This window comes from Burkholderia sp. HAN2018 (assembly GCF_024704855.1).
GTDB classification, from domain to species: Bacteria; Pseudomonadota; Gammaproteobacteria; order Burkholderiales; family Burkholderiaceae; genus Burkholderia; species Burkholderia cepacia.
This window is the reverse complement of sequence record NZ_QOBB01000038.1, coordinates 1-12,205: the sequence shown is the minus strand read 5'-3', so window position 1 is coordinate 12,205 and position 12,205 is coordinate 1. Positions and strand designations below refer to the sequence as shown.

Here is a 12,205-nt window from a genome sequence, read left to right as displayed (position 1 = left end):
CTTCACCCGTCCCGTCTCAGCGCTTGATCTTCGCGAGCGGCGAATCGGGCGGATACGTCGGCGTGACCGGCTTCGGCGAACCGAGCATCACGCACATCAGCGCATCTTCCTCGCCGATGTTGATTTCCGTGCGATACACGCCCGGCGGCACCGAGATCAGGTCGCGCTCGCCGAGGATCGCTTCCCACGTCTCGCCGTCGCGCTCGCAGATCACCTTCATCTTGCCGCGCAGCACGAAGAAGATTTCTTCCACGTCGATGTGGATGTGGCTCGGGCCGATGTTGCCGGCCGGGATGACCATCGTCGAGAACGTGAAGTTGCCGGCCGGCACCGTGTTGACGTCCTTTGCGACGCCCGTGCCGCCCGTGCCGACGTAGCGCATCTGCGCGCGGCGGTACTTCGGGTCGTAGTCGGCCTGGAACTTCAGTGCGTCCCAGTCGTAGCGCCGCGTCGCGTAGCGAGCAACGCGCCCTTCCATCCAGTCGTTGAAGCTTGCGCCTTCCGGCTGGTCCCACGACTTGCGTTCGAGATCGGCGTCCGCCATCGTCCTCTCCTTCATCAGAGTGAAAACTTCAATTCAATTCATTACGAAGCCGCCGTTCACCGGCAGCAGTTGACCCGTCACGAAGCGCGCGCCGTCCGACAGCAGGAACAGCACGGGGCCCGTCACGTCGTCGGGCACCTGCGCGCGCGTCAGCGCGCGGCCCTGCATGTAGAACGCGTGGCGCTCGGCCGGCACGTAGGCGGTCGCCTCGACTTCGGTCAGCCCCGGCGCGATTGCATTGACCGTCACGCCGTGCGCGCCGAATTCGCGCGCCTGCGCATGCGTCATCGCGATCACCGCGCCCTTGCTCGCGACGTACGCGAGCAGCTTCGGCGCGCCCCACAGCGCGGTGTCCGATGCGAGGTTCACGATCGCGCCGCGACCCGACTGCGCGAGGTGCGGCAACGCCGCATTGCTGACGAGCCACACGCCGCGCACGTTCACGTTCATCACCGCGTCCCAGGTCGACACGTCGAGCTCCGTCGACAATTTGCCGCCCGAGTTCGTGATCGCCGCGTTGTTGATCAGCGCGTCGATGCCGCCGAGCGCCGCCGCGCCCTGCGCGACGAATGCGTCGACGCTCGCCGGATCGGCCAGGTCGAGCGTGAAGAAAAACGCGGTGTGACCGGCTTGCGTGAGTTGCGCGGCCAGCGCGCGGCCCTCTTCGGCGAGCACGTCGCCGAACGCGACCTGCGCACCCGCCGCGACCAGCGCCTTCACGAACGCCGCGCCCAGCCCGCGCGCGCCGCCCGTGACGAGCACGCGACGCCCCGGCAGCGACACGACCGGAGCGAGCTCAGCCATTCGAGGGCTCCGCCGCGGCCTGCGCCGCGCGATGCGCGTCGAGCGCGGAAAGATGCTCCTGCGCACGCTGGCGCAGCATCCGGCGCACGCGCGTGATGCCGACGTCGTGCTGGTACAGGTATTCGTGATCGCGCGCGTGCGGCGCGAGGCTTTCGAGGACGTAGCGGTCCTGCTCGAGCACATCCCAATGCAGGCCCTCGAGGCGGTTGCGGTACATGAAGCGCCACACGTCGCGCTGCCAGCCGCTGACCTTGCGCGTGCGCCAGAAATAGACCTGGCAGTTGTCGCCGTCGACCGGCGTCGCGAAGCCGATGATCCCGAAGTTGCCGCCGGGGCCGAACTTCTGCTTGTACGGAATCGCGAGGCGCATCCACAGGCAGCCGGTTTCGCCGAGCTCGACCCAGTCGAAGTTCACGTCGCGCTGGCCGATCTTCTCGAACATCAGGCCCGTTTCCGTCTTGCGCACGCGCATGTCGGCCTGCTTGTCGCCTTCGGCCATCGAATGCGACGTCGCGTGCAGGTACGCGCCGTGCATCGGGTCCATCACGTTGTCGATCGCGTACTGGTAATTGCACTTCCAGTTCGATACGCACAGGAAGTGGCCGTATTCGTCGGCGACCAGTTCTTCCGGCAGGTTCAGCGGCGCCGGCTCGCCGTGCGCTTCGTCGCCGAACCACAGGAAGATCGCACCGGCCTTCTCCTCGACCGGATACGACTTCACGCACTTCGTGCCTTCGAGCGGACAGTTCGACACGGCCGGCACACGGTTGACCGTGCCGCCGCCGTCGACTTCGATGCCGTGATACCAGCACGCGATGTTGCCGCCGAGGTTCCAGCCGAGCGACAGGCGTGCGCCGCGGTGCGGGCAGCGATCTTCGAGTGCGTGAACCTTGCCCTCGTGATCGCGCCACAGCACGATCTGCTCGGACAGGCGCGTGAGGCCGACGGGTGCGTTCGACACCTGCCAGCTCGGCGCGACGGGATACCAGTAGTTCTTGATGCCGCGGTCGAGATAGTCACGGACCGGGTCGTGTTGGACTGCGTGTTGTACGGGGGACGTCATCAGTGTGCTCCGGATGCGGTTGTCGTCGGGTCGGCGGTCACGCGCTCGGCGCGGTCATTCCGCGAGCGAGGCCATTTCGGCGCGGAAGCGCTCGGCGGTCCACGCGGTGCCGTCCGGTGCGCGGAAGCCGATGCGGTTCAGGCCCGCGACGACATCGTCCAGCTCGGTCGCGCCGGCTTCGAACACGCGTTCGAGCGCATCGCCGAGGTCGTTTTCGTACTGGGTCGGGGCGGCCTTGCGGTTCTGCCAGACCTGGTTCTCGACCTGGCCGGGGATCTCGATCTGCCCCTTGCCCGCGACGTTGTTCGGCTGCGGCGCCACCCACGGCTTCAGGAAGGGATTGAAGTTGACGGTCGCTTCTTTCATCGGTTACTCCACCTTGATCTGGATTTCCTCGCCGGCAAGGCGCACCGCGTACTGCTTCAGCGCGCGCCCGCCCGGACCTTTCAGGCATTCGCCCGTCCTGATGTCGAACACGGCCTCGTGCAGCGGGCATTCGACCGTGCCTTCGTCGACGAACCCCTGCGTCAGCAGCGCGTACGCATGCGGGCACACGTTCTCGAGCGCATACACGTCGTCGCCGACGCGGTAGATCCCGATTTCGACGCCGTCGGTCCGCTTGAACTCGATCGGCGTGTCTTCCGACAGCGCGCCGGCGTGCCCGGCGCAAATCCATTGTTCAGACATCTCACACCCTTCCTTCTGATCGACTCTCGGTTTATTCCGATTTGTTCCATACCAGGAACAGCAGTTTATGGATGGTGATTATAGGAGCGACTTTTCACGAGTAAAACAAAAAGCTGCACGTCCTAGGGAAAACACCGACCATCGGGTCGGCAGTCACTTCCGCCTGCCTTGCCAAATGTAATTTTTTGTTGTGTAGCGGGCATTTACGGCCTTTTTTCGGGCGTCGTGCACCGCAACCGGGCACCGGCACGGATTCCATCCGTCCCGAAAAAATTATTTTTGATACGGCGCTCGACGCCCCTATACTCCATTCCATCAGAGGCACGTTGTTCCTTGTATGGAACATAATAAATGCCCGCTCGATGGCGAAGACGCGCAACGGCAGGCCGTTCCCGCGCAGGCCGCCACGGCACGTTTTCATCAGGTTGGAGATTCAGGAGATCAAATGGTCAAGCATGCGGTAGCAGCAACAGTGATCGGATTGGGCGCCGTGTCGGGCGCGTGGGCGCAGAGCAGCGTGGTGCTGTACGGCAGCATGGATGCGGGGGTCGCGTACGTGAACAACGTCGGCGGCCATGCGAAATGGGCAATGATCCAGGGCAATACGCAGCCCGACCGGTGGGGCCTGAAGGGCAAGGAAGACCTCGGCGACGGCCTGTCGGCGATCTTCCAGCTCGAAAACGGCTTCTATACGAACAACGGCCAGTTCGCGACCGCGAACACGATCTGGAACCGCGCGGCCTTCGTCGGCCTCAGTTCGGAACGCTACGGCACGCTGACGCTCGGCCGCCAGACGCCGCTGTCGTTCGACTATCTCGATCCGCTCAGCACGGCCTACCTCGCGATGAGCTGGTATGCGTTCCACCCCGGCAACATCGACGGGCTCGCCGCGACCGGCAACGTGCCGTACAACAACGCGGTCAAGTATCGTTCGCCGACCTTCGCGGGCTTCTCGGCCGCGGCGACGATGGCGCTCGGCAACACGACGAACTTCTCGACCGGCAAGTCGGTCGGCGTCGCGCTGAACTATGCGAACGGGCCGTTCAAGGCGTCGGCCGTGTACTCGAACGAGCACGACCGCTCGATCCTGATCGGCACGACCGGCATCACGTCCTTCCAGGGGCAGAACACCGCGAACGGCTACATCGCGAACAAGGTCGAGAACATTGGCGCGGGTGCGTCCTACCAGTTCGGCGACTTCCTCGTGCATGGCCTGTACACGCGCACGAAAATGCAGTCGAACGGCTATTCGGACACGTTCCAGAGCTACGACGCGGGCGTGAACTATCGCAGCAGCGCGTTCAACACGATCGCGGGCGGCGCGGCAACCACGACGCTGGCCGGCCGCCGCTGGACGCAGGTCGAACTCGGCGACATCTATTCGCTGTCGAAGCGCACGCAGCTTTATGCGAACGTGCTGTACGAGCACGGTTCGGGTGGCGCAAAGGCCGCGTTCTTCACGGCCGGCGTGTCGAGCACCGCGAACCAGGTGGTCGTGCTCACCGGGATCCACCACTCGTTCTGAACGGCGCCGGGCAGTCGGTGCCTGAAATGAAATGAGGGGCCCGCGGGCCCCTCGTTTTTTGATTGCGGTGCCGCGTGCGGCGGCCCGCCCGACAAGTCGGCGTCAGAACATCGCGACCTTGTGGCGCGCGTGCGCGAACGTCGGGTCGCTTTCGAGCGGACGATAGTTCAGGCGCTGGGACAGGTCGACCGCCGCGCCGCACACGGCTTCGACGAGCCGCTCCTTCTCGCCGGCCTCGCCGATCTCCGAGCGCGGCACCGTCGCGGTGATCGCCGCGACGATCGAGCCCGAATGATCGCGCACGGGCGCAGTGACCGCCGAAATGCCGCTCTCGAACGCCGCCTCGCTGACCGCATAACCGAGCCGCGCGTAATGGCGCACGCGCTCGTACAGTTCGTCGACGGTGCCCGGCGTGCGCTCGGTGAACTGCTCGAGCCGCTTTTCCGGATAGAGCTGGCGCAGTGCGTCGCGCGTCAGGTCGCCCATCAACACGTGGCCATGCACGGTCGCATGCGCGGGCAGGCGCGTGCCGACGTGCACCTTCACCGAACCGAACATCGACGCGTTGCTCTGCGCCTTCGCGACGAACACGACGTCGCGCTGGTCGCGGATCAGCAGATGCGTCGACAGCCCCGTCGTATCGCGCAGCCGCTCGAGCACGGGCGTGCCGAGATCGGTCAGTTCGAGCGAATTCAGGTATTCGAAGCCGAGCCGCAGCACGCCGACGCCGAGCCGGAAATAACGGTCGCCGTTCACGCGCTCGAGGAAACCGAGCGCTTCGAGCGTCTGCAGCAGGCGGAACGTGGTCGTGCGCGGAATGCCGATGCGCTTCGACAACTCGGGCGCGCCGAGCACGGGCTCGCGCGCGGAGAATTCGGCGAGGATCCGCAGCCCGCGTTCGAGCCCCGGCACCAGGTAGGACGATGCGCCGCCGGACGATTCGTCGTCGCCGGGCGCCGCGGATTCAGGCGCGTCGCTCATCGTTGTCTTGGCCATGTGGACATGGACGGAAGGAAATCAATCACGAAACGGGTCATGGATCGTCGTGGACAGGCGGCCATGCGAGCCCGGCGCGCACGCGGGCTCGCACCCGCGTGAATCACCGCGGCGCGGCATGCGCTTCCACGGCCCCACGAATAGTCATTCACGGTCGAGAGGATAGCAGCGATGGACAGCGCGGCGCCATGCGGAAATCGCCGGACGACGCGATGCCGGCCGTGGGCGCGGCGAGCGGCGGCCGGCGCGGCAGCCGAAGCCGCGCCGCCTACAGGCGCGACAGGTGAACCCGGATGTTCGCGCGGTCATACGTGAATCCGCCGGCCGCGTCCGGCTCGAGCACCCGCGCAAGGTCGACCGCGTACATCCAGCCGCTGCCCAGGCGGCCCCCGTTGATCGCCCGGATCCGGCTGCCGCCGACGGCGATCGCGGCATGAAAGACGGTACCGCCCCGCGAGAAGCCGACCGCGGTTCCGGCCGGAATGCTCGCGCGCCCGTCCCATTCGCCGCCGGTCTCGAAGTTGAAGCGGGTCCGCCAGTGCTGGCCGATCGTGTCGAGCAGCGCACCGGGCGCGATCATCGCGTCACTGCGCAGTAGATACCGGACATAGGCCGCGGCGTCATAGCAGACGCCGCCGGACACGTATTCGTTGATGTCGGCCATGCCGAACATCAGCGCCTGCGCGTGCTTCTGCCGTTCGGCGAAACCGGATTGGGCGACGTGCCCGCCTAACTGGCTCAGTTGCATGGGTGGCTCCTCGTGAAGAAGCAGGACGTCATCGTCCTGCCGACGCAATAACGTCATATGTTATTACGATATCCGGCCACGCCGGCATTCCGGCCCGGGCGTCACGGCAGGCGTGCGGCCGATGCCGACGCGGCAGCGGCCGCATCGCCGGCGCGACGGACGCCGTGCACGGACGTCAAGCGCCGCGTATGGCACACACGTGTCGAATGGTACGGACCATTTGGCGCGGGCAGCCCGGACGGACAGGCACCCGGGCGCGCCGCATCCGCTGTCGCGCGACGGGCACGGCACAACGCGGCCCGGCGGGCGGGCAAACGGATGGAAAACGGGAAGCGATCGAAAGAAACACCCGGCAGCGGGTGGTGAGCGGTGAAGGCGATCCTCGGGCGGAATCGCCGCGACGGCGTCAGGCCGTCACGGCGGCGTCATACTCGGCGCGGGCAAGCTGGCCGGCGGCATAAGCCTCGGCCTCGCCGCGAAAGCCTTCCCGGCTGAACGCAACGACTTTCACGCCGACGCCGGTCGCCCGCTTCACCGTCAGCGCCCATTGCCATCCGCCGTCTTGTTCAAAGACGTGCAGCGAGGGTTCGAAGGAAGGGTCGATTACGGTCACGCGTTTTACTCCTGCCCCCTTGCGCGCCGCATCGGCGACGCTCGGGGCATGTCGAAAGGGTCGCGCCGGGATACGACGCGCTTCTGCCATTCGACAGTCTAGTCAAGGATTGTTGCGACGCACCATCAGAGGTTTCACTCATCTATCGGTACCGGGCGGTCGATCGAATCTACCTGAAACCCATATGGGATGGGGCTCAGCGCCGTTTCACGGCGCACGGCGCGACATTCGTGCGTCAACGTGCCGCACACGCGACCGCTTGCGTGTGTCGGTCGCCCGTGCCCCGCAAAGAAACGGGGCGCGAATCGCCCTGCGATCCGTGCACCTCGGCGACGAGGATCGTTACCGATCCGCACCACCCGGCATCACGCGCCGGAACGTCAGGTTCACGCGCTCGCCCTGCACGCCCGGCGCCTTCGGCACGCGATGCTGCCATTCGGCCTGCGTGCGCCCGCGCATCACGAGCAGGCTGCCGTGCACGAGGCGATACGCATGCGTGACACCGGTCGCGCGATGACGCAGGTCGAACACGCGCATCGCACCGAGGCTCACCGACGCGATCATCGGCGCATCGCCAAGCTCGGGCTCGTTGTCCGCGTGCCAGCCGAGGCTGTCCAGCCCGTTGCGGTAGCGGTTGAGCAGCACGCTGTTGAAACGCGCGCCGCACGTCGCCTCGACCGCGCGCTTCAGGTCGAACACGGCCGGCGTCCACGGCGCCGGCACATTGCGGATCCCCGAATACACGTAGACGGCATCCGGCTCGCCCTGCCATGCGGTGAGCCGCGGCAAAGGAATGCGTCCGCGCGGCGTGCGGATCGTGTCCTGACGCCACGCGACCTCATCGATCAGCGCGGCCAGCGCGCGATCGGCATCGGGCGGCGCCAGCCAGTCCGGGTACCAGTCCACGTCGGGTGCGGGCGTGTCAGCAAAGAGATCGGGCGTCGACATGTCGGGAGGAACGGGCGATGAGCGGAGCGAACGGTGCATGCCTGCATACTAGCCAACGGCATCGCACGCCGCCATGCGCTGTCATTCGCAGACGAGGCAGGCTGCCGCCCGCCCGGCTCCCGCCGACGACGGGTTTGCGCCGGCCCCGCGAATGGTTTCCCCCGGACGGGAACCGTGCGCTACCCGCCGCGCGTCAGCCGGATCAGCGTGATCTCGGACGGCACGCCGAAGCGGTTCGGCGGCCCCCAGTATCCGGTGCCGCGGCTCGTATAGAGCCACAGATCGCCGAAGCGGCTCAGCCCGCCGATCACCGGCTGCTGCAATCGCACGAACGGCGGCCACGGCAGGAACTGGCCGCCGTGCGTGTGCCCCGACAACTGCACGGTAAACCCGGCGCGGTTGGCCGCTTCCGCGCTGCGCGGCTGGTGCGCGAGCAGGATCTTCGTGGCCACCTCGCGCGGCGCACCCGCCAGCGCCTGCTCGGGATCGCTGCGATGGGCGGGATCGAAACCGCCCGCCGTGAAGTCGGTGACGCCCGCGAGCACCGCGTGCGCGCCGTCATGCTCGATCAGCACGTGCTCGTTGAGCAGCACCGTCAGCCCGATGCGCCGGAATTCGTCGATCCACGCGTGCGCGCCCGCGTAATACTCGTGGTTGCCCGTCACCAGGAAGCTGCCGTGCCGCGACTGCATGCGGCCGAGCGGCGCCGTGTGCTCGCGCAGGCGCTTGACCGAGCCGTCGACCACGTCTCCCGTCACGACGACGAGGTCGGCATCGAGCGCATTGACCGCGCGCACGATCCGTTCGACATAGGGCCGCTTGATCGTCGGCCCGACGTGGATGTCGGACAGTTGCACGATCGTCAGCCCGTCGAGCCCCGCCGGCAGCCCCTCGACCGGGATCGACACGCGCTTGACCGCCGCCGTGCGGCGCGCGCCGACGAACCCGACCACGGTAACGAACGCCGCGGCGGCCAGCACGCCGAGCGCCGTGACGGTCGCCGCGCCGGGCCACGCGCCGTCGTGCCCGAGATGCCGCCATGCAAACACGCCGAGCAGCACGAATTCGCGGAGGAAAGTCAGCAGAAGCAGCGACGAGAAGAAGCCCATCACGACCGAGCCGGCCCAGCCGACCAGGGTCGCGGCCCAGCCTTCGTCGAAGCGGCGCGAGAACATGCCGACCGGAATCAGCACGACGAAGCTCGCCAGCACGAGCGCCGCGATCGTGCGCACGACCGGCGACGCGAACGCATCGGGAATGATCCGCATCCCGACGTACAGATGGAACAGCACGCCGATTGCAATGAACCGGACAAAAAAACTTCGCATGGAACGTTCACCTTCGTTGCGATACGGCCTTGACGCTTCCGCGACGTGCGTTGCACGAGGCCGTGAGGCTCCGTTCCGCGCGCCGCGCCATGCGTACGATGGTACACAGATCGCGGCGGCGACGACCGGTCGCCGGATTTGGCGTCGATGCCGTCCGGCACGGCGTGCGACCGCGCCCTCATCGGCCAGCCAGGTCAGCCTGATTCCCGCGCGTTAGAACGACAATCGCCCGTTTCCGCACCGATTCCGCTCTCGCGACATCGCAAATTCAGCCACGCTCCGTTCGTCTGACGATCCTTTACAGTCCGTTAGCAACCCTACGCGAGCCCGCACTGGCAGAGTCGCGACGACCCGGTCTGCGTTGCCCCCGGGTGCGGAAACGCGATGCCGGCCATGCGGACACGCCCCCTGAACCGCCACCGCCCCGCCATGGTGAGCAGGAAGGATGGCTGGCGATCCGCATCGCGCTGATTTATTATCGGCTCCGTATCCCGGAATCGTCGTCGCGGCGACGATCCACATTGCGCCGCGCCCGGCATCCACCCCCACCGTCGAGCTCGTCACATCATGAGAAAAACAACGCCGCGCGCGCCCTTGCGCGTCGCCGCCGTCCTTGCGCCAGCCCTGCCGCTCGCGGGCTGCGCATCGCGCGGTGCACCGTCGTACGTCCTGTTCGGCGCATATTTCCCGCTTTGGCTCGTCAGCGCGATCGTCGGCGTGATCGGTGCGATCGTCGCGCACCGCGTATTCGTCGCGACCGGCTGGGCGGCCACGGTGCCCTACCAGCTTGCCGTCTGCACCGCGATCGGGCTCGTGGTCGCCGTGATCGTGTGGCTCACCGGCACGGGGCCGTTCGCATGAAGGCCGCCGGCACCGCCCGCCCCTCCGTCAAAGGCCGCGTGATCGCCCTCGCAATCGTCGCGCTCGGCATCGCCGCACTCGTATACGCGTACCACCGCACGACGGCATACCCGTCCACTGACGACGCGTCGATCGACGCGGACGTCGTGCACGTCGCGTCGCCGGTCGGCGGCCGCATCGTGCAGCTCGCGGTGCATGAAAACCAGCGCGTCGCGAAGGGCGACCTGCTGTACGTAATCGATCCCGTGCCGTACCGTCTGACCGTTGCGCAGGCGCAGGCCGACCTCGAGCTCGCGCGCGCGTCGCTCGACACGCGCCGCCGTTCGCTGATCGGCGAGCGCTCGAACGCGGCCGTGGCCGCCGAGCAGGTCAAGCGCGCGACGCAGAACCACGATCTCGCGACGCGCGACGTGAACCGGCTCGCCCCGCTCGCCGCGCAGGGCTACGTCAGCGCGCAGCAGTTCGACCAGGCGAAGGTTCGCCAGCGCGACGCAGCCGTGTCGCTCACGCAGGCACAGGAACAGCAGCGCGCGTCCGCGCAGACGATCGGCGACGAAGCCGACGCGATCGCGACGCTGCATGCGCGCGAGGCCGCGCTGGCGCGCGCGCAGCATGCGCTCGAAGACACCGTCGTGCGCGCGCCGCACGACGGGCTCGTGACGGGCCTGACCGTTCTCGCCGGCGAAACCCTCGCGCCGAACCAGTCGATCTTCACGCTGATCGACGCACGCGAATGGTTCGCAGTCGGCAATTTCCGCGAGACGGCGCTGAGCCGCATCGCGGTCGGCGACTGCGCGACCGTCTATTCGATGATCGACCGCAGCCGCCCGCTGACGGGCAAGGTCGTCGGCATCGGCGCCGGCATCGCCGACAGCGCGCGCATCAACCTGCCGCGCTCGCTGCCGATCGTGCAGAACTCGGTGAACTGGGTGCACGTCGCGCAGCGCTTCCCGGTGCGCGTGAAGCTCGACGAACCCGATGGCACGCTCGTGCGCGTCGGCGCCAGCGCGATCGTCGAGGTCCGGCATGGCACTGCCTGCCGCTGAGGTTCGCTCGCCGGGCCCGCGCGAAGTCCTGCGGCTGCTCGCACCGTTTCCGGGGCGCGCGTCGATTGCCGCGCGGGTCGCACTGATCTGCGCGCTGACCGCGTTCGTGACGGCCGCATACGGCACGCCCGAAGCCGCGCTGTCCGCGTACGTCGTGTTCTTCATGATCCGTACCGACCGCGTGACGAGCGTCGTGCTCGCGGCCGCGCTGCTGCTGATCGTCACGATCGTGATCGGGCTCGTGCTTGGCATCGCGATCTTCAGCATCGACTATTCAATCCTGCGGGTCGCGTGCATGGCCGTGCTGTCGGTCGCGCTCCTGTACCTGACTTCCGCCAGCAAGCTGCGCCCGGTGGGCGCGATCCTCGCGATGATCGTCGGCTTCGGGCTCGACCAGCTCGGCCTCGCGCCGTTCGGCGAAGCCGCGACGCGCGCGCTGCTGTACATCTGGCTGACGATCGCGATCCCGGCCGGTGTCGCGATCGTCGTCAACCTGCTGATCGCGCCGTCGCCGCGCAAGCTCGCGCACGCGCAGCTCGCGAAGCGCCTGCGGCTCGCCGCGCAGCGGCTGCGCGGCGACGATGCGGCGCGCGACGCATTCGATGCCAGCCTGCACGAAGGCGACAAGCAGCTGCTCACGTGGCTCAAGCTGTCGACGCTCGAAGGCTCGTCGTCCGCCGCCGACTTCGCGGCGTTGCGGCAGGCCGTGGCATCGAGCACCGCGCTGCTCGTCGGCGTCGCACTGGCCGATCGCGAACCGGGCGCGCGCCTGCCCGACACATACGCCACCCCGATCGCCGCGACGCTCGACGAGATGGCCGACATTCTCGACCAGGGCGGCTACCCCGTCGACGTGACGCTCACGCTGCCGCCGGCCGACACATTGCCGCCGCTCGCGCGCGTCGCCGTCACGGATATCCATGCGGCGATCACGCGCTTCGCGGAACCGGTCGCAGCGGCCGAAGCCGCGACGGATGCACCGGCCGCCGCGGCCAACACGCCGGCGGCCGCGCCCGGAACGCCTGCCGCCGCGGAAGCCGCG

Annotated in this window: 13 protein-coding genes and 1 pseudogene; 4 read left to right on the top strand and 10 right to left on the bottom strand. The window is 67.6% G+C overall.

Annotated features, from left to right (window positions below; all coding sequences use genetic code 11):
* Positions 1-16: 16 nt before the first annotated feature.
* From DPV74_RS12410 to DPV74_RS12390, 5 genes are read right to left on the bottom strand one after another with little or no spacing between them, the layout of a single operon-like run.
* Positions 17-544 (bottom strand): cupin domain-containing protein, encoded by a 528-nt coding sequence (locus tag DPV74_RS12410; protein WP_021161513.1) that lies wholly within the window; start codon positions 542-544, stop codon positions 17-19.
* Between the two features lie 33 nt (positions 545-577).
* The gene (locus DPV74_RS12405; protein WP_027789381.1) at positions 578-1,348 is read right to left on the bottom strand and encodes an SDR family oxidoreductase; all 771 of its coding nucleotides are present in this window, start codon (positions 1,346-1,348) and stop codon (positions 578-580) included.
* Complete coding sequence (locus DPV74_RS12400; protein WP_059697603.1) at positions 1,341-2,411, bottom strand: aromatic ring-hydroxylating dioxygenase subunit alpha; 1,071 nt, start codon at positions 2,409-2,411, stop codon at positions 1,341-1,343. The genes DPV74_RS12405 and DPV74_RS12400 overlap by 8 nt, the downstream gene beginning before the upstream one ends.
* A gap of 54 nt (positions 2,412-2,465) precedes the next feature.
* Entirely contained in the window at positions 2,466-2,777 is a 312-nt protein-coding gene (locus DPV74_RS12395; RefSeq protein WP_027789383.1) for a recombinase-like helix-turn-helix domain-containing protein, read from the bottom strand.
* Between the two features lie 3 nt (positions 2,778-2,780).
* A complete protein-coding gene (locus tag DPV74_RS12390; RefSeq protein WP_027789384.1) occupies positions 2,781-3,098 on the bottom strand; it encodes a non-heme iron oxygenase ferredoxin subunit in 318 nt (105 codons plus the stop codon).
* A gap of 445 nt (positions 3,099-3,543) precedes the next feature.
* Between DPV74_RS12390 and DPV74_RS12385 the strand changes: the two genes are divergently transcribed.
* Entirely contained in the window at positions 3,544-4,623 is a 1,080-nt protein-coding gene (locus DPV74_RS12385) for a porin (RefSeq protein ID WP_060083660.1), read from the top strand.
* A gap of 102 nt (positions 4,624-4,725) precedes the next feature.
* On the opposite strand, the gene DPV74_RS12380 is transcribed toward DPV74_RS12385, so the two are convergent.
* From DPV74_RS12380 to DPV74_RS12360, 5 genes are all read right to left on the bottom strand, one after another.
* Positions 4,726-5,619, bottom strand: a complete 894-nt coding sequence (locus DPV74_RS12380) for an IclR family transcriptional regulator (protein ID WP_119337281.1) — start codon at positions 5,617-5,619, stop codon at positions 4,726-4,728.
* 268 nt (positions 5,620-5,887) lie between these two features.
* The gene (gene tecA, locus DPV74_RS12375; protein WP_226144177.1) at positions 5,888-6,424 is read right to left on the bottom strand and encodes a type 6 secretion system effector deamidase TecA; all 537 of its coding nucleotides are present in this window, start codon (positions 6,422-6,424) and stop codon (positions 5,888-5,890) included.
* Between the two features lie 349 nt (positions 6,425-6,773).
* The gene (locus DPV74_RS12370; RefSeq protein ID WP_027789389.1) at positions 6,774-6,980 is read right to left on the bottom strand and encodes a hypothetical protein; all 207 of its coding nucleotides are present in this window, start codon (positions 6,978-6,980) and stop codon (positions 6,774-6,776) included.
* 342 nt (positions 6,981-7,322) lie between these two features.
* On the bottom strand, positions 7,323-7,928 hold the full coding sequence (locus DPV74_RS12365) for an alpha-ketoglutarate-dependent dioxygenase AlkB (protein ID WP_205571909.1): 606 nt from the start codon (positions 7,926-7,928) through the stop codon (positions 7,323-7,325).
* 179 nt (positions 7,929-8,107) lie between these two features.
* Positions 8,108-9,256: a metallophosphoesterase gene (locus DPV74_RS12360; protein ID WP_119337279.1), complete on the bottom strand. Its 1,149-nt coding sequence runs from the start codon at positions 9,254-9,256 to the stop codon at positions 8,108-8,110.
* A gap of 567 nt (positions 9,257-9,823) precedes the next feature.
* On the opposite strand from DPV74_RS12360, the gene DPV74_RS12355 reads away from it, so the two are divergent.
* From DPV74_RS12355 to DPV74_RS12345, 3 genes and pseudogenes are all read left to right on the top strand, one after another.
* The gene (locus DPV74_RS12355; RefSeq protein WP_011354664.1) at positions 9,824-10,117 is read left to right on the top strand and encodes a hypothetical protein; all 294 of its coding nucleotides are present in this window, start codon (positions 9,824-9,826) and stop codon (positions 10,115-10,117) included.
* Positions 10,114-11,163 (top strand): multidrug transporter subunit MdtN, encoded by a 1,050-nt coding sequence (mdtN, locus tag DPV74_RS12350; protein ID WP_059697609.1) that lies wholly within the window; start codon positions 10,114-10,116, stop codon positions 11,161-11,163. Before DPV74_RS12355 ends, mdtN begins: the two co-directional genes overlap by 4 nt.
* Positions 11,144-12,205: pseudogene (locus DPV74_RS12345) on the top strand (FUSC family protein); the annotation flags it as partial. The gene mdtN and the pseudogene DPV74_RS12345, both read left to right, overlap by 20 nt.

Bases quoted from the DNA above. Each gene is read 5' to 3' on its own strand.
- DPV74_RS12410 (WP_021161513.1), bottom strand. From the start codon at position 544: ATGGCGGACGCCGATCTCGAACGCAAGTCGTGGGACCAGCCGGAAGGC.
- DPV74_RS12405 (WP_027789381.1), bottom strand. From the start codon at position 1,348: ATGGCTGAGCTCGCTCCGGTCGTGTCGCTGCCGGGGCGTCGCGTGCTC.
- DPV74_RS12400 (WP_059697603.1), bottom strand. From the start codon at position 2,411: ATGACGTCCCCCGTACAACACGCAGTCCAACACGACCCGGTCCGTGAC.
- DPV74_RS12395 (WP_027789383.1), bottom strand. From the start codon at position 2,777: ATGAAAGAAGCGACCGTCAACTTCAATCCCTTCCTGAAGCCGTGGGTG.
- DPV74_RS12390 (WP_027789384.1), bottom strand. From the start codon at position 3,098: ATGTCTGAACAATGGATTTGCGCCGGGCACGCCGGCGCGCTGTCGGAA.
- DPV74_RS12385 (WP_060083660.1), top strand. From the start codon at position 3,544: ATGGTCAAGCATGCGGTAGCAGCAACAGTGATCGGATTGGGCGCCGTG.
- DPV74_RS12380 (WP_119337281.1), bottom strand. From the start codon at position 5,619: ATGGCCAAGACAACGATGAGCGACGCGCCTGAATCCGCGGCGCCCGGC.
- tecA (WP_226144177.1), bottom strand. From the start codon at position 6,424: ATGACGTTATTGCGTCGGCAGGACGATGACGTCCTGCTTCTTCACGAG.
- DPV74_RS12365 (WP_205571909.1), bottom strand. From the start codon at position 7,928: ATGTCGACGCCCGATCTCTTTGCTGACACGCCCGCACCCGACGTGGAC.
- DPV74_RS12360 (WP_119337279.1), bottom strand. From the start codon at position 9,256: ATGCGAAGTTTTTTTGTCCGGTTCATTGCAATCGGCGTGCTGTTCCAT.
- DPV74_RS12355 (WP_011354664.1), top strand. From the start codon at position 9,824: ATGAGAAAAACAACGCCGCGCGCGCCCTTGCGCGTCGCCGCCGTCCTT.
- mdtN (WP_059697609.1), top strand. From the start codon at position 10,114: ATGAAGGCCGCCGGCACCGCCCGCCCCTCCGTCAAAGGCCGCGTGATC.